Origin of the sequence: Parabacteroides sp. PF5-9, from assembly GCF_029893105.1 — a bacterium.
Classification (GTDB): domain Bacteria; phylum Bacteroidota; class Bacteroidia; order Bacteroidales; family Tannerellaceae; genus JARXWG01.
The window spans coordinates 101843-123648 of the sequence record NZ_JARXWG010000006.1 but is presented as its reverse complement, the minus strand read 5'-3'; the positions used below and the strand labels follow the sequence as shown (position 1 = coordinate 123648).

Genomic DNA, 21806 nt, shown 5'->3' with positions numbered 1-21806 from the left:
CATTTAAAGAAATAAAGTTATGAAGAACATGTTTACTCTGCTCCTTCTGTTGATCACTTTCACTACAGGAGCACAAACGATGAAAGGCAGTCTGGAGGTTTTTGATATGGGCACTTACAAGCTTCATATTTATACGTCTGCTGAAGCGATGGCAGATGTTAGTGCGATTATTGAGGGTGATAAAGAATTAGTCATTCTGGAACAACCTTCTTTTGTGAAAAGCATTCGTGAGTTCAATGAATACACCCAAAAATTGAATAAACCGGTTTCAAAAATTATAGCGAACTACCACACAGGTGGATTGGCCGAATATCCGGCAAACAAGGTAGTCATGATGAAAGGTATGCCGGAGTTTGAGCAAGGTGAAATATATAGCGGTATGCTTAAGAATTTTGCAAATATCTTCGGTGAGGCAATGGATTTACGGCCGCATAAGAAAACAAAAACGATCGAATTTAATTCAAAACAGCAATGGGCAGGTGTCAACTTTGTATTCACTGCTGGGGCTAAAAGCGATTTTCCTGCAGCAAGTATCTTCATTGGCGACAAAGCTTACTACTCTCATTTTGCCCCGGCAAAAGTACATTTTAACTCCATGCAAATTCCGGACAGGAATGCTGTTGATGCGGTTCTTACTGAATTAAAATATGCCCAATCAACTCAAAGTGAACTATTTTTCGGGTCACACGGTACTCCTGCAAAAATAGATGTTGTCCATTTTCAAATCGAATATCTGGAATATGTCAAAATGTTGTTGGATAAATGTGACAATGCGGATACTTTCAGCCAACAGTTGATAGCTGCTTATCCTCAATTAACAGGTGCAACAAATGTACGGGCTCTGGCGAAAGGGCTTTATCCTGAGGAAACGGCCAATACTGAAAAAGAGAAAATCAGGATGCTGCTGAATAACTATACAAAATCTATTTCAGATGTTGATCGCTCATTGGCCAGAACAATATGGGCTGATACCGAAGATATATCAATCATTAATGGAACCGGACAGTATTTTGGATTCAACAGTATCTTTAATGATTTCATCGTAAATTCATTTGGTGAATTATCTGAAAGAAAACTGTCAAGTGTAAGCGAGGTTATAAATGTGTATGGAGATATGGCATACATCCAATTCTATTGGGTTTTCGATCGAAAAGATAAAGAGGGTATTATGCGACAAAATAAAGGAAGAGAAACATTAATTTGTCGCAAAATTAATGATGAATGGAAAATTTACCATATTCATTATTCCGGCATGCCACGGGATTAATAATCCGTAGAGACAGGGCATGCCCTGTCTCTACGGTATCGTTACATTTTTTAATTTATATCCTATCTTCTATCGCGCCAATAATATCCTCTTCCTCCGGATGAAACCATCGGATCTCTTCATCTCGCTTAAACCAGGTCATTTGTTTGCGGGCGTACACGCGTGAATTGCGCTTGATCTTTTCAATGGCCTGATCCAATGTCCATTCGCCATCGAAATAATGAAACAGTTCTTTATAACCTACAGTGTTCAATGCATTCAAATATTTGAACGGATACACCCGACGAGCCTCTTCCAACAGGCCGTCACCCATCATCTGGTCAACCCGTTGATTGATTCGCTCATATAATTCATCCCGATCACGTGTCAAGCCGACCTTGACAATCCGGAAAGGACGTTTCTTACGACTATAGGTACGAAAAGAAGAATAAGGTTTACCGGTCATCCGGCAGATCTCAACGGCGTGGATCACACGTTTATAGTTATTTCGGTCGACTTCGTCGTAATGAACAGGGTCATATTGTCGTAACTCCTCCAGAATATCCTGTAGTCCATCGCGTTCATACTGGGCATAAATGGCATTGCGGATCTCCGGGCTTATTGTGGGTATATCATCAATTCCTTTACAAACGGCATCGATATACATCATCGAACCTCCGGTCATAACGACAACCGGATGTTGTTGAAACAACGTATGCAGAAGGGATAACACATCCTGTTCAAACTGACTGGCGCTATAATAATCGGTTAAAGAAAGCATACCGATCATATAATGCTTTACACGCGCCATCTGATCGGCAGTAGGTGCTGCCGTACCAATCGGCAGATCCTTATAAACCTGCCGCGAATCTGAAGAAATAATAGGCGATTGAAAATATTCGGCTATACGTAAACTCAAGTCCGTTTTACCAACACCTGTGGGGCCCAATAAAACCAGAAGGGTATGCATTAGAAACGGTCATCATCAAACGATTCCAGATTATCGCCCAACCCTTCAAAACCTGATTCATCCAGTTCGTCCAGATCGTATTCCGAATCTCCGTAGAATTCTTCTCCAACTGTTACAGTTGTCGTTTTCACATCCAGAGCATCGAATGCAACAAATTGTTGAGGAGGCAGTCCGATCGATTTACCTAACTTCGGTTGAGCCAGGTTTTCCCCGGGGATTATCTCACGAAGTTCCATAAACAACGCCCGCTCTGTCAGGTAGTCAAATACATATAATAACTTCTGTTCTTCATCCTCCAACAACTCTTCCAGACGCGTATCCTCCATAATATATGAATCTTCCTCAGAAGAAGACCCCATATCCACCAAAGTAATCTCTGCTCGCTTACCCCAGTCATCATCACATATAAAGAAGGAACTCATCTGATCTTTGGTGTATTCAACCGAGTCGAGAATAGCGTTATGCAGATCAAGAAAAGAGGCTTCCGAATCAATCGTTATTTCACGAATAAAATCATCTACTTCGTCTGAAATAATAAGAAATCTAAACAGCATAATCGTATTGTTTTTGTGGTTCAAAAATAGTAAAAATATTAATGTAGCCATATTACTATGCCTATTTATCTGCATAAGACCTATAATCGCCAAAACTAAAAGATACGTTTTCCAAAACCATTCGTTAAAGTGTTAAAAAAATAATCGCCAAAACGAAACGATACAAATTCGAGCCACACGCACATAAAAAAAACGGTTTTCAAACACTATTTAAACGCCGTTTGAAAGGTATTTGAAAGTCGTTTTTTTTCTTCATTTTTATGCAATTTTTCGTCTAAAATATTTTGCCAAACCAAACAAAATCAGTATCTTTATAGTACGAAATAATCCTTTTTGCTTATGAGTTTCGAGCTTATGCGCTCAACTTGTAAAGCATCATGTCGCTATATTTCGCATTCCAATTAATATTGTTTGTGTGAATTTCCAGTTTCGCGCCGGAAAAAGGGCTTTTCAACTCCATATTTTCCTCCAACCATTCGCAAAGCTCAATGAGCGAGCTCTTGTCGGACGTGAAATAAACATACTTACTATCCTTTAAAACCCTCAAAACGTTTAAATAGTCCTTTAGCTTCCAATACTTGTTAGATCTGTAAGTTTTCGTACCTGTCGACAAATACGGTGGGTCAACAAGGAGCACAACACCCGGAACGTCTTTAAACTTGTCGAAAAGTTCCAGATAATCCGTCTTGTAAATCTCCAGTCCGGCCAGATAATCACCCGGATTAACGTCGTAATCCGCTTTTTTGACGTTGTTATATAACGCTTGCTTTTCGAGCTCGGCAAAAGTTGTAACATAGTTCCCGGAAAACAACAGACTACCGCAAAGGGTAATATAGTCCACGTAGCCCGTTTTGGCCTCCTTCTCGACTCTCTGGAGAACTTTTGTCTTTTCTTCGGCCGCCAGCCTCGCCTCTGGCGTACAACCTGTTAAAATACCTCTAATATCCGAAAGCAAAAGATTTGTTTTCTGGATATTCAACAGGCGGACATGGTAGTCGTCGTAATCGTTATAAATAACCCGGCAATAAGGTAGCGTCGACTTTGCAATGTGAGCCAAAAGCCCGGAACCGCCGAAAAGGTCGATAATAAGTTCTACCTTGTGAGATTTCCCATACTCCCGCAGCACTTCCGCAAATGGAGCCACGAAATAGCGTTTTTGCCCTTGAAATGGCAGCGGCGCCGATTTGTAAACCTTCCCGCTGGCCTGTACTGTTTCTAAATTCTTAACTGTTCCCATAAATTTATAAAGTTTATGGGGCAAAGTTCCTGTACAAAGCCCAGAGAAAAGAATGTTTGCGCCTTATTCCACTGCACGGAAATTGCAGCAATCTATCTCATTGTTAAACTTTGCGATCAGAGTGTAAACTTTTCTTTCGGAGATATTAAACTTTTCGGACAAGATGGCCACTATATAGGTTACCTTCTCCCCACTGGAGAGGCGGGCGTCGTACTCATTGAATAAATCTAAATATTTATAATCCTCCGGCTTTATTCCGGCAATATGTATCCGCTTTAACAACTCCCTGTTAAAGGTCAATAGCTCATATATTTTCATAATTCCAAATATTCATACATGGAAGTAAACAAATATGTACTATATTTGTAGTCCTACCACTTATTACGCATAAAAAAACGCATTACAGCGACGGCAAGGGTATTAGCCCCCGACAATGTCGCAGTAATGCGTTGCGTTTTAATAAGTGGTAGGATACTTATAAAATGTCAGTCGGGGGCTTTCTCCGTCCCCCAGCGGTGACGCCTAAACGTCGTAAGGTGAAAAATCGAAATTCTTTTTCAAATCCCAGCCTTTATTTTGCACCTCTCTAATGTAGGTAACATAACTGTTATAAAAGTCGGTTATATCTTCGAGACTCTCGAAGGTGAAAAAAATCGGTTCTTCATCTGCGCCAAACTTACACTTAACGGGTAGGGAGTTCCCAGAGGTAGTTATGGCTTGTAAATAATCAGCCTGATAATTTAACTGATTTTCGGGAGACAGCCATACGGGCTTTTCCCTCCATACATAACCGCCCATTATCTCAACTTTGATACTATCATTAATCCAGTTAATTATAATATCCTTTATCTCAGACAATGTTGGCCTTTTAAGAAAAACATACTCATAATATGAGACTCCGCCCTCCGTTTCCGGTTGGACGTCCCAACGAATCACCCATTTGTTTTTTTGTGGGTTAATACACTCAATCAGCTTTACGCCTTCTGTTCCTTTTATTCTCATTTTAATTATTCAAGAAAAAACATACTTACTTTTTCCTTGTCCAAAAAACACCCGTTTAATAACAGTTTTAAACGGAAGTGAATCACCCGCCCTTATCTGGTCGAGAATATTCTTCATTTCTTCCGAATTTGTTATAAACTTCTTTTTTACTTCGTCGTCTGGTAATGTAAATTGGACAACGTATCTTCCCTCCCCCTCTTTGGTTGTAATATCCGTCTCAAAGTCGTGTATCACAACCTCCGTGTTCTGGAGTTCACCGAGTCGTACCAGTTCGCCCTCGAACCGTTTTTTACCGTCGGTCGGCTTGTAAGTAATCCCTAATTCTTTAAAATCTTTCATGTTCAATAACTTTTTTGCTAAGTTCCTACCATTTGCATGCTTAACCCAGCCCCACAAAGCGCCAACGATTTGAACACGTCGTTTTCTGCTTTTTACCCGGCTTAATTTTTTCGCAGCAGTTTGCTTTATATGCTTCCGGATTAAGACGTAGTCATGCCGGATAACATACCCTAAAAAATCAACCCCTCGTGCATCGACTGGGAATATCTGAAAATTATCTTTAATCATAAGGTGTAAAATATTTTCTGCATAAATTCTAACCTTTCCTAAAATCTCCCGAAGTTCCTCCTTTGAAGATGATAAAATGACAATATCGTCACAATAGCGAAAATAATACTTAACCCCCAACGCCCCTTTTATGTAGTGGTCGAGGGAAGATAAATAAAAATTACCTAAAAATTGCGACGAATGAAAACCAATAGGCAACCCTTTATCGTATGTGCGTATAATACGTGTGAGCGTATTTAACATCCGGGAATCTTTTATCTTTCCCTTTAGCATTTCGATAAGGACGTTTTGGTCGATAGACGGGTAATACTTTTCCAAATCAATCTTTAAACAGTATTCCGTACCGTCTCTATCCGTAAGGGCTTTTTTTACACGGCTTAACCCGTCATGGATGCCCCGGCTTTTGATAGAGGAATACGTGTCCCTGATTAATGACTTTCCGATAATATCATCCATTACAGACATAACGGCATGCAAGGCAATCCTATCCTTAAAAGGTAACGATATTATTTGCCTTTCCTTTTTCCTATCCTGTAAAGTGAATAAGGTGTAGCGGGAAGGCTCGTAAATATCGCTCTCAATTTCATAGGCGATTTGCTTTAATACCTTTGTCCTGTTTTTCTGATAGTAACGAACCGTGCGGCTACGCTTCTTTTTCTTCATAACCGCGTCGAAAGCAGACGACAAATTATCCTCTGCAATCACTTTTTCAATTAAAAAACCATGACGCTTCATGTCGCTTTCAGATTAAATCCATATTTCGAGTATTTCTACCTACTATACGGAAGTTGAAATAAAAAAGTATTTTTTTGCCAAGCGGCAAGGCTAATCCCCTTGCGGTCGGAACCTGTAACACGTTACAAAACCGGAGCCGCAATTTTTTGTCTTTCTGATTATGAGACGAGAGGCGATATTCGCGTTCGTATTCGACGATGCGTTGTTCGCATTCGTGTACGCAACACCGCCATTCGTATTCGTGGAGTTGTACGAGCGAGCCAAAACACGGCACGGGGATTTCTACCTGTTTCAAAAGTCATTTTTTCAAATTCTTTGTCTTAACGTCGTAAAGGTAGCAAGATTTTAAAGAACGTTTGGCCATTTGTTAAAAACCGACCTCAAAAAAATCAAAATCGACCGGCGTAAGCCGGTACTAATTAAAGCACTGGTAGTGCTTTAAACGCTTCGGCGCTTTGCGCTTGTCGTATAACGCCTCTGAAAGCGAGACGAGAGGCGATATACGCGCTCGTAGCCGACGATGCGTTGCTCGCATTCGTGTACGCAACACCGCCATTCGTATACGTGGAGCTGCACGAGCGAGCCAAAACACGGACACCACTCTGCGTATCGTAATAGTCACAATAATACGTCGTTTCGCTTCCTCCGACTGCCGTAGGTATAACGTCGAAAGGGGTTCCGGGGGCGGCCGCGATTTTTTTTATCCACCCGCCGGCGTTATGCGCCTGCACCTCGCGGATTGTTCCGTCCGGGTTTGTTATTTTCCACACCCAGTTATTTATCTCTACGCCTCCAACCCACTCATAAGCCGACCCGTGTACAGCCTCAATGCCCTGAAAATTTGCATGGGTTGTGGTTGTTTTCTCGGTATCCCTGTTTCCTAAAGAATTTGTCGACCCATTTGCGCCGTTATAATTAACGCCTCCGACCCCTAAAATAGCCTGTGAATTGCGGGTTCCATATTTTAAAATGAATAATAACATAATCATGCAATGTTGTTCATAATCTATTTTCCCATACCCTCCGCCACGGTTTTTCGCATACGTCTCCCATGTATCTGAAGAAATACTCCCGGAAGGGGCAGACCCACTACGGCTATACATTTTACTGGATACATTAACGGATTGATAAGCACCTATTAAACTCGCCGGACTATGTATAAAACCCTCTCCCATATCCAAAAGAGAAGTACGAATGCCATACGTTGCATTTTCGACCTCCTCCAGACGGTAGTAAAATTCCGGCTTATAAACCATAACATCCCCCTCGTTACCATTTAAAAGCGCTGGGGTTCCGTCTTCGTAATAATTACTATCGTCGTCCTTTAAATAGGCTATTGAGACTTCGCCTTCGGCGGTTTTCTTTACAAGGCAACGGCGCATTTTGGAAAGGATTTCCGCATTTATGCCGATGTTAACGTCGCCGCTGGCGTATTCCGGGTCGGGAAGGTCTTCGTTTACAACAACAAAAGCGCTTAATATACGCTCATATATGAGCGCAACCGTGCGGGATTGTTCTCCAGCCGTAAATTCCACATCTTCCGGGCGGGTGTATTTCGCGTATTCATTAACAGACACCCTGCATTTTGTTCCGTGGGGTATGCGTAATTTAATACCTGTACCGGCTTGTCCTTCGTGTATTGTTTCGTCGGTATCTACGTTTTCAACCTTGACCGTCTGGCCTTCTACGCTGGTGGTGTCGTCTGCCGATATATTTATAGTTACATACTCACTGTAATACTTAAACGACAAATTACGGGTGTTGCCAACAAGGGCGATTAGCTCCTCCGCTGGCGGAGTTTTATAGCCGGCAACATCCGAAACATCAACCTTGTAAGTCATATTCATCGGTATATCGGCCATGAGTTCCTCGCCCTCCCACGTTAATGTCTTTTGGTCGTCACCATAGGACACGCGGGCTTTAACGCCGACGAGCGCCTGATCGGGGTGCGGCTGGTTACTTTCGACTGTAACAACCAGCTTTTCACCTTTAAGAGCTCCGCCGCTTCCGGCAACCTTCCAAACGGCTTTGTTTTCTGCCGTAACATCATATAACTGGTGAAAAACATAATCCTCCTCCTCTGCATCAAACACGCGGGCTTGCTGGCCGATTTTAAAGGGGATATTTTGGTCGTCCATTTTAAAGAATAGCGTTTCCTCCGTCGGGGCGTCGTCCAATGTTGGACACTCCCAATCCCGCCCGTTCTGGCCTTTAAGATTGGGGGTTGTTACCTTTTCTTCGCCGTTTGCAATCTCCAGCCGGTAATCTGTAGGAGTATCCACTTTTACGGAAATGCTGGCGTCTGTACCCCGTAGCCAATCCAAAAAAGCGGCTACGTCTCCTTCGTGTCCTTCATTCAGCCAATCCACATACGCGGAATCTCCCTTATCCCCCTTTGCACCTTGTAGCTTTTCGTTATTTACCCAGTCGCCGGCGTCGCCGTCGTATATGTGAATATCATAAGGAGCGGCAAAACCGACACCGTAAGCGTCTCCGGCCTCCGGGTTGGGAACAGCCGCCCGTAAGGCTGCAACCGTAGGATAAAAAGCCTTTACGGTTAAACCCTTTCCGGTTTCCCCTTTGTCGCCTTTTATCTTTAACAACTGTTCGGCCGTAAAATCTTCAAACTTAAAATCTTTTCCCGCCCTTGCTAAAAGCATGGTTATAACACCGTCACCCGTGGGGGCTATCCCTTTAAAGGGAGCGAGGACAAGGAAGGAGCTACCCATATAGGTAATACAATCCAACCACTCGTAAGGGGTATCTTCGTCGTATTTGCCCCGTGGGCTTATACTTACTTTTCCTAATACTGTTGTTTGCTTCATATTGTTACTTTTAAAATTCCGTTATCCAGCTCGAAGTTTGCCCCGTTATACTTTTCGTCGGTGCACATTGTCAGTACACCTGTTGCAGGGTTGAGCCCAAAAGTCGCATATAGGACGTCGCCGTGTGCCCGTTCGCCCGTTTCCTCATATTCGCCCGTTCCCTCGTTATAGTGCCACCAATAACCGTCGACAATTTTGTCGCGGTTGTCTGACAGGCGGTTAAGTCTCTCTACGGCAGCATCGGAGGCAACAAGGCGTTTTACGGTTTCTTCTTCCCGGTTTTCTTCGGCTTCTACCCGTCCGGCTTCGGCCTTTTTCCAAAGCTCGTTGTTTACGATGCGGGCATCCTCGCGTTCGTTCCTTTCCCCTTCAGCCTTGCCTCTTTTGCCTTCGGCGGTTTCCCGGTCTTCCTCGCCCTTCTTTCGGAGAGCCTCAGCCGCGTCATAACCCACCGTTTTTTTTCGCCGGTCTTCCTCGTTCTGTTTGCGGGTTTCTTCGGCCGCATCCCTTTCCTTCTCTTTTTCGGCAATGGCCGTATTTAAGGTGCGAGTTTCGTTGGCGGCGTCTTGTGCCGGTTTTTGCAATAGGGCGATACCTTCGGGACTAAAATCAGAAACGTCCGGCATTACATCGCGATAAGTCCATAAAACCCGCCACGCTGCCTCCTCCTCCGTTTCGTACTTCGCCTCTATCCCGGTTACACCTTTGCGGACTTGCAACTCGTCGCCATTTTTAGCAAGAGGGAAGCCGATAGTTATTGTCGGAGCTCCGGCGGTTCCTGTCTTGTTTACGGTCGGTTCACTGCCATAGGCGAGCGCCTTAATCTTAAAAGTAAGTACAGGCGTCGCTCCGGTTTCCCCTATCAGTAGCGTAAGGGGAGCTTCTACAACCTTGTCGATTTCGCCCGTCCTCTGTAAAGCAGGGAGCGAACGGATGCCGGCCAGATTATTAACGACCGGTATTTCTCCGACCCCCTGCGACTCGGCAGACAAAAGGGATTTAACCCTCTGGGCTATCTCGGTTATTTGTTCTGTACTTATATCGGCCACTGTATTACCCTTCCGCTAATAATTCCGTAACGCTTGTATCAAATGCACCATATATAGCGGTGCGCTCCTCCGGGGTTAAGGACATAAAACCGTCAAATGATACATTTGCAAAACCGGAGTTCCTGTCCATATTAAATCCTCCAACAGTCCGGCCATTTTTCAAAATCTGACCGGTTATGTTGCTTACTGGCTCCCCTGTTTTCTGGCTAATATTTAAAGCCAAAGAAATAGAGCCATTAACGGCCACGGTGGCCTTTCTCTCGCGCATATCAATGCTAAAATTTATACCTTTCTCCAGCATTTCGTCCATAATTTATTCCTCCTTAAACATTTTTTGAATAGCAACTTTTATCGGCGCTGGCAGCATTTCGCTTTGCAGTATTGCCCGCTCGAAATACTGGCATTCTTCCGGCGTTAATTCCGTTTTGCCTTTGTGGAAAATCTCGCGGGCTTTGTCCATTTGTCCTATGTCCGGGGTATTGTTGTAATAAATATTCCCAACAATACGGGCGACGTCCAGCGCTTCGGTTTCACCGTTTACATTTTCAACTTTCAATTTTGTAAAGTCATAAATGGCGTTTTCTTTTTTGCTCCCGCCATTATCGGAGCCTTTTCTTTTTTTTGTTTCCATAAGATTATATATTTACCATGCTCTAATAAGTATTCCGTTTTTAAATTCCATGCTCTTGCCTTTCATTGACCCGGAAAAACCGTTTTGAGGCAGCATTTCGTCGGCTTGAATAACACCTTTACCGCTTACTCCGCCACTTCTTACGATAATATTCCCGCGGGTCATAACCAGATCGCCGTCGAAAAAGGCTGCATATAAATAGCCTGTGTTTGGATATGAAGGGGAGGAGTACATGGAGCCGAAAAAGGCAGCGCCACCCTTTGCCGCTATTGAGCTGACACCATTACCAAAGAAACCAGCCCGGACAGCGATACAACTATTTGCATACCATGAGTTAAAACCCAACACAAGGGTTGCCCCGTCGCCGTAGTAATCTTGCCACTGGAGATAACCGCCGTTAATTTTAAATTGCCCTATTGTTGCTTGTTGTGCAAAAATTTCGTTTACGCTAATTAGTGAAGTCTTTATAAAACCTCCCACTATAAGCGTCTCGTCTTTCATGGCCTGCTCAACCTTGCTATAATATGCCAGACTTCCCAGATTATGGGACTGTACATAGCTATTCATTAAAGATTGTACTTGCCAATCCAGCATGGTAAACGAAACCTTCCCCTCCAACTGAATATTTTTAGCTTCGATTTTAACCGTAGAGGGTGAAATGTTTATCCGCCCAACTATCCACGCGCCGGTTATATCCTTTTCCTTCGCGTATAATGTAAGTGAGTTTGAAACTATACTTAAATCAATACCGAGCTGCCGGACGGTTCCGTCGAGCGAATTTGTTTTCGACGCCCATATCCTTATACTTTCGTCGGCAGCGTTTAGCTGGATACCCAGCGATAAAACCGTTTGATTGATTGAGTCGGTTTTTTTTGCGTATAGCGTTACGGTTTCCTCCAGTGCATCGAGGTCGATACCGAGTGTCGTAATTGTGCCTTGCATTTTGTCGGTTTTCTGCGCTAACAGACCAATTTTAGTGTCTGTCTGGTAAAACCGTGTAAACGTTTCAATCTTAAAGTTCTCCAGCGGATTGTCGGCCAGAGCCAAAGAGTATATATAAATATCCCCGCTAAATCTTATCTCAAAATCACCCTCGCCGTCCCACTCGCCGGAAAACTCTTTAGAGAGGTAAGCGTCCGTCGGCTCGATCTCCTCGGTAAAAAAGCAATCTTCACCCCGGAAACCTATTTCAAGCGTTCCGGCTTTTACACATTTATAGCGGAAGGATATGTAAAACGTCGGCCATACTTCCTTTTCTTTGTCTTCGTCCTCAATATCCAGCGGCTTCTCCGGCTTTTTCGCCAAATCCTTGTTATATTGTTTTACGCCTGCGTTCTTTAGCCGTAAAGCCCGGCGGTCGCCTTCGGTAACAATAGCCGCAACGCTCTTTTTATCGGAATAAAAATTTTCGTTAAAATACAGGAACCGGGCGGAAATAGTAAAGAGCCGTATGTCGGACATGGCTTCCCACATGTCTGTATCTTTTGTAAATGAGGAATTACTTAAATAGTTGTCTTTCTCCTGTATTTCCATACGGACGGACGCTATCTCCGATTTTATAAGCCCTTCGGTAATTTCAAACTTCGTAAGGACGTCCTCGCCTGTTTGTAATATGAAACGGCCTTTTAAATAGGTATGTGTAGCCATTAAGCCCCAGCCCTCCAGACGCCCCCAATAGGGCGTTACCAAACCTTCCAGATTTCCGAGCCGTACCTTTGTCGAGTTCTCTAAATCTGTTTTCATGCCGTAGATAACGTCAAGGTATGGCGCTCCAAACTCGTCAATAGTCGTTATTTTCATTATACCCTTACGGGTGGAGTTTGTTAAGTTATCCACGCGTACAAGGACGTCGCCAGCGGCCACGGTCGAAATATCCCCGACGAACGTATCAAAGCGGATATAATCCAGCCGTTTCTCTTTTTCGATCAAATCACCTATACCGGCCTCGGAAACTTTAAGCTCATAGTTTTTTATTACTTGGTAGTCATTTTCCGGGGTAGGCAAACCGCCGAAGCGTTGAACCATAAGTATATCGTCGGAGCGGAAGGGATTGTACAGGACACCCTCGTCCGTATCGAGATAGATAGTATTTGTTTCCTCGTCGATATGGTCTATTTTCATCATACCCGCAAAAATCCGGTTATCATTTTCACCGAGTAATTGCGAAATAACCATTTCGTAAACGCGGAAATTGCCCCGGACTGTCAGGTCGTCGAGTTCTAACTTGTATTTTTTTTCTTCGACCCCGGCGGCGTTCTTACGGGTGTAGTCGGCCAGCATCCACCCCGTACCGTTGGGAAAGCCCGAAACAAAAGTTTCAGAGGACAGGCTGGCGCCAAATAGGGAACTTTTGCGGGCGCGGAGCTCCATAAGGGTAACGTTGCCATTGTCGTAAACCTTCATGCCCTTACCGACGGCCGTAAAGCCTTCCACAAAACCCGGCGTACATATACCGGCGTTAAATGTTATAAGCCCGTGGGCTTCGTCCGGAATATCCTTGCGAATAAACCGGTCGGACATTTCACCGATAACGCCCCGTATTTCGTACAGGGTACGAAGGGCGGAGAAAACGTTATAATCCGTCGGGTCGGCGCTGTCCCATGTGCGGAGTATTTGCACGTTAGACCCACCGGTGGGCGATTTAATTGCCGCCTCGACATTAACAAGGCTGTTCTCTATTTGCGTAAGCCGCCCAACGGCCACCGCATGGGAACATTCTATATTTATTTCCTGCGGGTTGTTTACTTTCCGGGTTATACGGATTATACGGCTATCGCGGTAGCCTTCGGCAAAATATTCCTTACTATGAAGCCTTACCCGGCTACCGAGCTTTAAGACTATACCCTTCTCCAAAAAGTAAACGTAATCGGTTGCCGCCTTATATATTGACACATCAACGCTAAAGTTTTCGATATACTTTTCGACGGCCTCCTGGTACTCTGTTTCGGCAAGGGGGTAATACTCGTCCGGCATAGTGATATTATACAAGACATACGGGTCGCCTTTCTTGGGGATAAGCGCCCCGCCGGGTAGTTGTAAGTTGTCAAACGGGAACTGGGTTATTATTTCAAACTCTTTATCTTTTGAGCTAAAATTTACATCAAAATCCCGCCCGTTTAGCGAGCCGTCCTCGAAAACAATACGCTTAACCAGACCGCCTATTTCGTAGCTGTTAGGGTCAAAATTGAGGGCTTTATCCGTAAAGAAATAGACCGTATATTTTTCCCCGTCCTCGCCTGTGCGTTCCTCTTGTCTAACAGTATCAACGTAACCAATGCGCCGGGGGTATATATGGGAAAACGCGGACTCCTCGCCCTGTTCCTTAATTCCTAAATGGGTGTTTCTTTCTATGTACTCCGCGCCACCCGGTAGCTGGAGGCGGGCATGGCCGTATTTGGCCTTGTCTATATTGCGCGTACTTCCCAGCGGATAAAGCCGGGTAAAGAAACGGGCGTTTGTGTTCTCTGATTTTGACAGGCTAATAAGCCCCTTATTGTATTCCAGCTCAATAGCTTTGCCGTGTTCGCAACGGCTTATATTTACGGAATAGCCTTCTATCCACCATTCCGTCTCGGCGCCTTCGGCCGCTTTGGTAAGTCCGTCGAAACAGGACGTTTTGCTATATACAACCTCATAAACGCCCGTATCAATGACCTCGCCAACCACCCAGACGTTACGGCCTTCTTTGCGGTTTAGGTTATCGACGATTAACTGGGCGTGGACTCTGGCCGTGTCTGTTAGCGAAAACTCGGCGGAATTGTCCCCGTCTACCATTTTTAAGACCAGCGTATCCTTTGTAACATCTTCCGCACCATAAAAACGGACTTCGTATTTATATTCAATAGTAGACTTTTGTTCCGGGCGGTAATCTCCGGTTAAAGTATAGCGGAACCCCTCAAAATCGACATAGTCGTTCACCTCCAGCATGATAAACTCATAGAGGACAAAAGAAAGGGAGAGGACGTTTTCCTCCATAACGCCGAGCTGCTGGGTTGCGCTATCGGAAGGCGATACTACCGCCCTCACGTCTCCGTTTTGTTTGTATATTTTAAGTTCCATATTAAATCCTTTATATTGTAGGCTGGGGTTCCCTTAATTTTACTTTGAACCGGGCGCCCACCTGTCCACTTTCAAAGGTTGTGAGCTGGCTATATTCGGTACAACTTTGATAGTACATCGTAAATGTTTTGTCCAGTTCCGGGAGATATACCCGGAGCCAACCGGAACCCAGCAAGCGGACAAAACCCTCGTAATAGTTCAAAAATTGCTTTTTGCTCCGCGCCATTATGGCAAAGTAGAGCGTCACGTCGCGGGGCTCGAATGCAACCTTTAGTTTTTCCGGTAGCTTTTCGCCGTCATTCTCCCGGAAGTTTACAGAAACATAGGGTTTCATTGCGGGCGGCTTCATAAGGGCGGAATAATTTGTAAATTCCCCCTCTTTTTCCTCCGTAAGATATGCCCCATAGTATTGGTAAACATCTTTATCGTTTATGTATAAAAGTCCGTCCAGAATCATATTATTTCATTTTTAAACCGTCTCGTTTTATGCCTTTTATATCTTCGCTTATATCCACCAGATAAGACACGTAATCCCGGATAGCTTCGAGGACTTCCTGTGTCATGTAGATACCCGACCCGATATTATCCAGCTTGTCGTCTATATTGGCCACGTGCATTTGTACGGAAGTAAACAAGCCCTCCAGTTTGGAGCCCGTGTCTTGTGACATGGTTTGGAACGCTCCCGTCCGGCCGCTCTGGGTTTGTCCGTTTTCGTCTTGCCAAAGGTTCAGCCCATGCTCGGCGGCTTTCTTTTGCCATTCCTCCATAAAGCCCTGCGCGGCGTCCATTTGCGAGCCGATACCGTTGTAAAAATTGCCGATTAAGGCCATAGCGTCGTTAGCTATTTCTTCCTCGCTTTTGCCGCTGCCGTATATGCCCTCCAATTCCTTTTGCAACTGGTCGAAACGTTTAGCGAAAAACAGGGAGTAAGCAAGTTGTTTGCCGAGGTTTTCCAATGTGGCTGCCCCGCTCTTGCCGAACGTCTCCCACGCATCGTTCCCGCCTGTAACGATAGCGTTCGTAATGGAGTCCATTATACCGTCACCCAGCGAGCCGAATGTTTCCTTTAGGTAATCCCGGAGCTGTTCCTCGGCCGCGTCGGCTTGGTCTTGCAAGTCGATAAGGCTCTGTATTAAGTTCTTGGTTTCGTCGTCCATTTTATGGGTGGAAAGAATGGACTCCGCCATAGCTGTATCCAGTCGGCCGGTACTATCTATAAGGTCGGGGTAAACCTCCAGTATAGAGCTATAAAGGTCTTTCCCTTTACCCCACCCAAAAAGCCCCGTTTTCTTATGGCCTGTTACAATCTGGGCGGAGGCGAGAGCGCCTATTCCTTTTTCGTAGTCGGCTACACGTTTTGCGTATGTACCGTAGTAGTCGTTTGTCCAGCGCTCAAACGTATCCATTTCCGGCATGTCGCCTTTTAACTCCTCTTTATAGGAGGCTATGGCCTCACGGTACACTTCCAGAGCGTTAGCCGCTTTCAGTATGGAACGTTCGCCAAAGATATTGGACGCTTCTTCCATAAGCAGCTTTTGCTCCAGTAACAGCAAATTATATTTACGCTGGTACGCCAGCCGGGCGTCCTCCAGCTCCTTTAATGCTGCCTTATGCCGGGCGCTGGCCTCGGCGGCCATAGAAAAGACCTTTGTAACACCACTAACGGCCGCGCCGATAGCCGCCCCCCACGGGCCGCCAATTGCCATGCCGGCTTGTGCCCCATTCATCATTGAGCCGGCGACATCCGTAATACCCTGCATAGCCGAAGCGACGGAGCCCAGCCCCTCATTACCGGAGAGCTCCGCAATATTGGCAAGGTCGTCGGCAAAACCACCGAACGTATTAACCAGTTGGCCTCCGGAGGATATAAGGTTCTCAACGCCGCCGTTCATGGCCTCCATACGTTGCTGGCCACCTTCGAGGGATAGGGCGTCTTTTATCTGCTTAAAAGAGCCGACAAACTTGCTAACAAGCCCACCACGGTCGTAAAGCTCGTTTTTCTTGTCGATTATGGCCTGTATTAACTCCTGTATAAGCCCGGAGTCTTTTTGCATGGCGGCCACCTGTTCGGGAGAAAAACCCAGAGACTCGCCGGAGCTTTCGCCGGACAAGACCTTTAAAAGCTGTTCAGCCTGTCCCACAACGCCCTCGATCTGTTTTTTCGACTGCTGGCCGGCGTCGGTAAAAATAGCCTCTAATATTTCAGAGCTCCGCCGTGCCGAGTCGCTTATTTCTTGGTCGAGCTGGTCGTATTCTTCCGCTCTGTTCCTTTTGGCCTGTTCGATTGCCCGGTCGATAACGTCGGCGTTATCATCTGTCCGGGAGCTCTGGAGCTCTGCAATGTCTTTGCGGTATTTCTGCTCTATATCCAGACGGCGCTGGGCAAAGTCTTTATAAGGTTCGAGTAGCTTCTGGAGCCGCTCGTCCTCGTCCTTTTGCTCTTTACTGTTCACCTCGGCGACGGCTTGGTCGTAGAGGGCGCCCGCCTGTACCCGGAGGGCTACTGCTTGCGCTATTATCTTTTGTTTGTCCTCGTCGTCGACATTTTCGCCGGCGGCCTTTAGTTTTTCATAGAGTGCGAGACGTTCGGTTTCTTCCTGTGTTATCCGTTCTTTTTCACGTTCAAAGGCGAGGGCAGCCATTCTGCGTTGCTTTTCGTATCCTTCTTCCATGAGGGCGACGGTCTGGTCTTCTATTTTTTGACGGGCTCGCAACTCCAAATCAGCGAGGTTATTTTTTACTTTTTCTTCTTTCGGCTTGTCCGACTTATCGCCGGTTATTTCTTTTAGCTTCTTTTCCTGTAACTCAATTTCTTTGAGTGCCTGCTGGTAGTCTGCCGGATTGGTTATGTCTTTTAGCGCTTTTCGCCTCTGGGTTATTACGGCCTCAATGGCAGCCACGGAGCCTTCGATAACATCCTCCGTTGTGCCTATCCCGGCCTCCGCCAGTTTGTCGGTTGCTTCCTGTCCAAATCCGAGCCCTTTAAGTATATAGGCGTTTGCCTCGGCCTCGGCTTCGTCGGCCTGCCGTTGCTTCTTTGCCTTTTTGGAGTTGTCAACCTCATAAGAATAGCCACTGCCATACATTCCATAAGTAGCGTAACGGGTAACTTTATCCGGGAGCTTGTCGGCCTCCATCATCTTTTCAATGGCAACCTTATATTTTTCGGATGCCATTTCCATAGCGGCCGCGGCTTTGGCCTTCAACATAACGCTTTCGATAAAGGCGTCTTTATTGGTAACAAGCAAGTTCTCGGCGTCGGCAACGTCGTTAATTTTTACGCCCAGCTTGTCGAATGCCTCCCGGTTATCGTCGATATATTTTTGTTTTTCCTCCAGAGAGTCGGCGAGAGCTTCCCATTCGGCAACCATGCGTTTAAAGCTGGTAATGGAAGAGGCCGAGCCGTCGCTTACTTTCTTTGTAAAATCCTCGAAGTCTTTACGGGCGGCGGCCTGTTTACTGGAGAACTGATCCCATAGGTATATAACGGCACCGATAGCCACCGAAAGCCCCAGCGTCAGGGTTGCCATTAATGCCTTTGCGGCTACGTTTGAAATACCCAGAGCAACGGCCAAACGGGTATTAGCGGCGGCAAACAAAGTCTTTGCTTTTGTGACTGTGACCAGACGGAACGCGGAATCTTGATTTAAGGTATTCATAACCTGTTGTAGCCCCATAGTTATAGCCATGACGCTTTGTACTTTGGTCTGTATCCTCATTAAATCCTCGTTTTCGCTGGCAAATACACCCATAACACCGGTCGCCATAGTAAACGCTCCGGCAACCCCCGAAGCTCCAGAGATAAGCCCCTGTAAACCGGAATTGTCATGCGCCAGTATATTAGTCTGCGCCCGGACGTCGCCGATAGTGTCGGCAAGGTTGGCTGCGGCCGCTTCCAGCTCTTTGTATTGTTGGGTGTCCTTCTGGCCGTTTAACCTCATTGTGGCCATTTGCTCGTACATTTCCCGGAGCTGTAAACTTAAACGTTTCGCACTCCCGGCCGTACTGTCGTGCTGACTTTCCAAATGGGCGAGGGCTGTCCGTTCTTCCTCCAATACTTTTTTACAGGCTGTAATCTCGGCGCTTAACTCCATCCACTGGCCGCCGGGTGCTGCTTTGGATAGTTGTTTTTCGAGGGATTTAAGGTCGTTTTCGGTATGCTTAATATTCTCGCGGGTTTCCTTTATCTGGGCTTTTATCTGCTCGGAGGAGGCCGCGACCTTGTCACCCATTGACGCGGCATTCTGTCCGGCTTTTTCCATGCCGTCGGACAGTTTATCACGCATTAAAAATTCAATTTCAACGGGTTTCATATTATTAAGCCTCTTTATTTTTTCGTTCTTTTAATTTGGTTTGGAAGAAACCCAGAGCGGAGCCGCCCTTCTTATGGGTTTGTTTGTCTCCCTGTACATAGCGGACGGCGTCGGCCGTCATCATTATAAGTGTCTGGTAGTTGATTTTCCACATGATATAGTGCAAGCTCCAGCCGGTGGCCTTTGCAACTTCCCAGATAATCCCAAAGGGGCTATGGGAGCCCTCGAAATGACCCTTTAACTCCCCTTTTTTTGTTGGCTCAATTTCGGCCTTAGAGGGTTCGTCCTCTCGGCTGATTTGATAATGTTCATAAAATTTCGCGTCCCCATGAGCGTAATAAAACGGAGGTTTGCGCCCTGTATAAATGCGTCCGGGACAAACCAGCGGACAAAGAAGGACATAAAGGGGGAAAACAGCCAGCCGTTTATATAGCCCCGGCAAATGGTTAAGGCTATCATATTACAGATACGGCCGCCATGTTTGGCCATAAATTCCATCTCTTCCTCCTTTGTAAATGCTTCCATTTGTTTTAGTGTTACACCCAGCTTTAAGTACTGGCGGGCTATTCTTATTTGATTGCCCAGACATGGCCGGCGCATGGTTAGGCGTAACTTTATGCGTTTGCGGGTAAACGGTATTTTAATCTCCTTAAAAGGCAAGGAGACACCCACGTCAAGTAGTGCCTCGCTTGCTTCCAGTTCTATCTTTGACATGCTGGTTATTCGGTTATGTCCTCAATACTGAACGGCTCGCCTCCGTCTGCCGGCTCCATAATCCCCAGCTCGCATTTGAGTTTGGAAACGCTGGTAAGGTTCAGATTGCCGGTAATATAAACAGAGAGTAAAGCGTTCGGGATTGTGATACGCTGTCCGGAATCGGTGTCAATGGTGAACTTACCGGAACACATAACTATGTTACTCGGTGCGCCCCAGCCTATCGGCTTGCTTTCGTTGTCGGTCTTGACCTCTCCGCCCATAATTTCGGCCATATTCTCGTAATTAAACTGGATAAGGTCGAAAGTCGGATTAACCGTCCCGTTACTCTTTGGAATCTTTGCAACGGGGTAGCCTTTTTTTTGCGCCGCCCGAATGTCGGTTACTTCACCTTTAGCGCCGCCCCAGTCGAAAGAATCCTCCTCAATATATCCGAGGTCTTTACCCTCAAACGACAACTTATCGAGGCCGTACATTAAATTCAAATCGTTTTTAGCCATTTTTTTAGTATTAATATTAATTTTTTGATTGCTATTGAAATGAAAACGCCGAGGGCAAAACCTATCATTGTAAAGGTTGTTCTCTGCCTTGTGGCGTCTTTCTTAATCTCCTCTTTCTCCGTATGGGTTTCGCTTCGTATCCGGATTAACTCTTTTTCCTGTTTGGTACAAAGAATTTGCAGACTGTCGCACGTGGCAGACACATATATAGTATCCTGTACATATTCGACTTTAACGTTAGCCTGCCCGCTTTTACTTGTGAAGGCTGCCCCAATGGGTAAATTACGGAGGTTCGTCGTCGGAATTGTAAGCGTCGTTTTTGACTCCGGTATTATCATCGGAATCACCTCCCGGACTTCTTTTATTACTACGCTGTCGGCTGTCTCCTTTTGGCTTTGCTTTATCTGTTTGCTGGTGGAGCAACTCGATATTAACAGGACAATTAGGATAGTAACGACAGCCAAACACTTTGGAAATAGCCCGTTCAAATTTTCCGAGGGCTTTTCGTAATGCCCGTTTTTCTTCAATTTCTTCATTTAATGTTTGTTTTACGTCCTCATACATTGTTTTGTATGCGTCGTGGCTGTCACGTATTTGTTTTAGCTCTCTCTCTGTACGATTGATAAACCATGCAGCAACGGAACCAAAACCGCCAACGGGAACAACCCACTTTATAATCTCAATTATTAAACTCCAGTCCATTACTGCAAATCATCGTTTAAATAGAGGCTATAAACAATCCCCAGCCGGCCTCGACGTCGTTGGCTGCTGCATGCTTTCCATTCTCCATTCTCGACATAGCCGATATAACGGGAACCATGACCTCCCGACTCGTTGTGTCGAGTTGCACGTCCGGATTAATACCAGACCACCGGGCAACGCTATCAATGTAGACGTTCGTATGGTTTTCTACCGGAGGGGCATAGCGGGTAATCATTTTGCGGATTGTGTCGCAACCGTGTTTTTTACGGTAGGTATAAAGGAGCATAAACATAGCCCTGTAACCGTGCGCCATTGTCTGGAACTGCTTAAACGCTCTATCCTGTGAGGGCTGTATTTCGCCCTGATACTTCGTTGCGGAAATACGGATATTTCCCGGATTGTTATTTCTTAAACCTCTGCTCATGTTGTTAGTTATTTTAAAAAAAAGGTTGCCACCCGCTCGAATCTCCTCCGAGCAACCGCACGGCCGTCGAGGGGTGGCAATACATTACATAATAAATTTTAGCCCAGAGGCTCCGTGTACTCTGCCAGCTCACGGGTTACGAGGTCGTCCGCGCGTTCGGCTTCAAACTCCAGCTCTTGGCCTACTTCGTAGCGCGTTTTTTTGTCCAACTTGTCGCGGAAAGGGTTCAACACGACGATTTTTACTAAATCATTTTTTTGCTCTGCCATATTCTTTCG

Annotated in this window: 19 protein-coding genes; 1 reads left to right on the top strand and 18 read right to left on the bottom strand. The window is 45.5% G+C overall.

Features of this window, described 5'->3' with window-relative positions:
- Positions 1 to 19: 19 nt before the first annotated feature.
- Entirely contained in the window at positions 20 to 1267 is a 1248-nt protein-coding gene (locus M2135_RS05470) for a nuclear transport factor 2 family protein (RefSeq protein WP_280747599.1), read from the top strand.
- 55 nt (positions 1268 to 1322) lie between these two features.
- On the opposite strand, the gene miaA is transcribed toward M2135_RS05470, so the two are convergent.
- The 18 genes from miaA to M2135_RS05380 form a co-directional block, all read right to left on the bottom strand.
- The gene (gene miaA, locus M2135_RS05465) at positions 1323 to 2216 is read right to left on the bottom strand and encodes a tRNA (adenosine(37)-N6)-dimethylallyltransferase MiaA (protein WP_280747598.1); all 894 of its coding nucleotides are present in this window, start codon (positions 2214 to 2216) and stop codon (positions 1323 to 1325) included.
- Entirely contained in the window at positions 2216 to 2770 is a 555-nt protein-coding gene (locus tag M2135_RS05460; protein ID WP_280747597.1) for a hypothetical protein, read from the bottom strand. Before M2135_RS05460 ends, miaA begins: the two co-directional genes overlap by 1 nt.
- A gap of 352 nt (positions 2771 to 3122) precedes the next feature.
- The gene (locus M2135_RS05455; RefSeq protein ID WP_280747596.1) at positions 3123 to 4007 is read right to left on the bottom strand and encodes a DNA adenine methylase; all 885 of its coding nucleotides are present in this window, start codon (positions 4005 to 4007) and stop codon (positions 3123 to 3125) included.
- A gap of 63 nt (positions 4008 to 4070) precedes the next feature.
- Complete coding sequence (locus tag M2135_RS05450; RefSeq protein WP_280747595.1) at positions 4071 to 4325, bottom strand: hypothetical protein; 255 nt, start codon at positions 4323 to 4325, stop codon at positions 4071 to 4073.
- A gap of 204 nt (positions 4326 to 4529) precedes the next feature.
- Complete coding sequence (locus M2135_RS05445; RefSeq protein ID WP_280747594.1) at positions 4530 to 5009, bottom strand: hypothetical protein; 480 nt, start codon at positions 5007 to 5009, stop codon at positions 4530 to 4532.
- Positions 5010 to 5018: 9 nt separating this feature from the next.
- Positions 5019 to 6311 carry an RNA-directed DNA polymerase gene (locus M2135_RS05440; protein ID WP_280747593.1) on the bottom strand — a complete coding sequence of 431 codons (1293 nt, stop codon included), beginning with the start codon at positions 6309 to 6311 and terminating at the stop codon, positions 5019 to 5021.
- Positions 6312 to 6730: 419 nt separating this feature from the next.
- Positions 6731 to 9136 carry a hypothetical protein gene (locus tag M2135_RS05435; protein WP_280747592.1) on the bottom strand — a complete coding sequence of 802 codons (2406 nt, stop codon included), beginning with the start codon at positions 9134 to 9136 and terminating at the stop codon, positions 6731 to 6733.
- The gene (locus M2135_RS05430) at positions 9133 to 10185 is read right to left on the bottom strand and encodes a hypothetical protein (RefSeq protein WP_280747591.1); all 1053 of its coding nucleotides are present in this window, start codon (positions 10183 to 10185) and stop codon (positions 9133 to 9135) included. The genes M2135_RS05435 and M2135_RS05430 overlap by 4 nt, the downstream gene beginning before the upstream one ends.
- 4 nt (positions 10186 to 10189) lie before the next feature.
- Positions 10190 to 10495, bottom strand: coding sequence for a hypothetical protein (locus tag M2135_RS05425; RefSeq protein ID WP_280747590.1), 306 nt, complete (start codon positions 10493 to 10495; stop codon positions 10190 to 10192).
- A 3-nt stretch (positions 10496 to 10498) separates the two neighbouring features.
- The gene (locus M2135_RS05420) at positions 10499 to 10816 is read right to left on the bottom strand and encodes a hypothetical protein (protein WP_280747589.1); all 318 of its coding nucleotides are present in this window, start codon (positions 10814 to 10816) and stop codon (positions 10499 to 10501) included.
- Between the two features lie 12 nt (positions 10817 to 10828).
- Positions 10829 to 14875 (bottom strand): hypothetical protein, encoded by a 4047-nt coding sequence (locus tag M2135_RS05415; RefSeq protein WP_280747588.1) that lies wholly within the window; start codon positions 14873 to 14875, stop codon positions 10829 to 10831.
- A 10-nt stretch (positions 14876 to 14885) separates the two neighbouring features.
- Entirely contained in the window at positions 14886 to 15224 is a 339-nt protein-coding gene (locus M2135_RS05410) for a hypothetical protein (protein ID WP_280747587.1), read from the bottom strand.
- Positions 15225 to 15333: 109 nt separating this feature from the next.
- The gene (locus M2135_RS05405; protein WP_280747586.1) at positions 15334 to 19188 is read right to left on the bottom strand and encodes a hypothetical protein; all 3855 of its coding nucleotides are present in this window, start codon (positions 19186 to 19188) and stop codon (positions 15334 to 15336) included.
- Positions 19189 to 19425: 237 nt separating this feature from the next.
- Positions 19426 to 19902 carry a hypothetical protein gene (locus M2135_RS05400; protein WP_280747585.1) on the bottom strand — a complete coding sequence of 159 codons (477 nt, stop codon included), beginning with the start codon at positions 19900 to 19902 and terminating at the stop codon, positions 19426 to 19428.
- Positions 19903 to 19907: 5 nt separating this feature from the next.
- Complete coding sequence (locus tag M2135_RS05395; RefSeq protein WP_280747584.1) at positions 19908 to 20402, bottom strand: hypothetical protein; 495 nt, start codon at positions 20400 to 20402, stop codon at positions 19908 to 19910.
- 282 nt (positions 20403 to 20684) lie between these two features.
- The gene (locus M2135_RS05390) at positions 20685 to 21104 is read right to left on the bottom strand and encodes a hypothetical protein (protein WP_280747583.1); all 420 of its coding nucleotides are present in this window, start codon (positions 21102 to 21104) and stop codon (positions 20685 to 20687) included.
- A 16-nt stretch (positions 21105 to 21120) separates the two neighbouring features.
- Positions 21121 to 21528, bottom strand: coding sequence for a structural protein P5 (locus tag M2135_RS05385; RefSeq protein WP_280747582.1), 408 nt, complete (start codon positions 21526 to 21528; stop codon positions 21121 to 21123).
- Positions 21529 to 21626: 98 nt separating this feature from the next.
- A complete protein-coding gene (locus tag M2135_RS05380; RefSeq protein WP_280747581.1) occupies positions 21627 to 21797 on the bottom strand; it encodes a hypothetical protein in 171 nt (56 codons plus the stop codon).
- Positions 21798 to 21806: the final 9 nt, after the last annotated feature.

What these genes read in the sequence shown, in the direction of transcription:
- M2135_RS05405 (WP_280747586.1), bottom strand. Translation starts at nt 19,188, where the DNA reads ATGAAACCCGTTGAAATTGAATTTTTAATGCGTGATAAACTGTCCGAC.
- M2135_RS05455 (WP_280747596.1), bottom strand. Translation starts at nt 4,007, where the DNA reads ATGGGAACAGTTAAGAATTTAGAAACAGTACAGGCCAGCGGGAAGGTT.
- M2135_RS05395 (WP_280747584.1), bottom strand. Translation starts at nt 20,402, where the DNA reads ATGGCTAAAAACGATTTGAATTTAATGTACGGCCTCGATAAGTTGTCG.
- M2135_RS05470 (WP_280747599.1), top strand. Translation starts at nt 20, where the DNA reads ATGAAGAACATGTTTACTCTGCTCCTTCTGTTGATCACTTTCACTACA.
- M2135_RS05460 (WP_280747597.1), bottom strand. Translation starts at nt 2,770, where the DNA reads ATGCTGTTTAGATTTCTTATTATTTCAGACGAAGTAGATGATTTTATT.
- M2135_RS05385 (WP_280747582.1), bottom strand. Translation starts at nt 21,528, where the DNA reads ATGAGCAGAGGTTTAAGAAATAACAATCCGGGAAATATCCGTATTTCC.
- M2135_RS05440 (WP_280747593.1), bottom strand. Translation starts at nt 6,311, where the DNA reads ATGAAGCGTCATGGTTTTTTAATTGAAAAAGTGATTGCAGAGGATAAT.
- M2135_RS05415 (WP_280747588.1), bottom strand. Translation starts at nt 14,875, where the DNA reads ATGGAACTTAAAATATACAAACAAAACGGAGACGTGAGGGCGGTAGTA.
- M2135_RS05425 (WP_280747590.1), bottom strand. Translation starts at nt 10,495, where the DNA reads ATGGACGAAATGCTGGAGAAAGGTATAAATTTTAGCATTGATATGCGC.
- M2135_RS05445 (WP_280747594.1), bottom strand. Translation starts at nt 5,009, where the DNA reads ATGAGAATAAAAGGAACAGAAGGCGTAAAGCTGATTGAGTGTATTAAC.
- M2135_RS05410 (WP_280747587.1), bottom strand. Translation starts at nt 15,224, where the DNA reads ATGAAGCCGCCCGCAATGAAACCCTATGTTTCTGTAAACTTCCGGGAG.
- M2135_RS05420 (WP_280747589.1), bottom strand. Translation starts at nt 10,816, where the DNA reads ATGGAAACAAAAAAAAGAAAAGGCTCCGATAATGGCGGGAGCAAAAAA.
- miaA (WP_280747598.1), bottom strand. Translation starts at nt 2,216, where the DNA reads ATGCATACCCTTCTGGTTTTATTGGGCCCCACAGGTGTTGGTAAAACG.
- M2135_RS05390 (WP_280747583.1), bottom strand. Translation starts at nt 21,104, where the DNA reads ATGGACTGGAGTTTAATAATTGAGATTATAAAGTGGGTTGTTCCCGTT.
- M2135_RS05400 (WP_280747585.1), bottom strand. Translation starts at nt 19,902, where the DNA reads ATGTCAAAGATAGAACTGGAAGCAAGCGAGGCACTACTTGACGTGGGT.
- M2135_RS05435 (WP_280747592.1), bottom strand. Translation starts at nt 9,136, where the DNA reads ATGAAGCAAACAACAGTATTAGGAAAAGTAAGTATAAGCCCACGGGGC.
- M2135_RS05380 (WP_280747581.1), bottom strand. Translation starts at nt 21,797, where the DNA reads ATGGCAGAGCAAAAAAATGATTTAGTAAAAATCGTCGTGTTGAACCCT.
- M2135_RS05450 (WP_280747595.1), bottom strand. Translation starts at nt 4,325, where the DNA reads ATGAAAATATATGAGCTATTGACCTTTAACAGGGAGTTGTTAAAGCGG.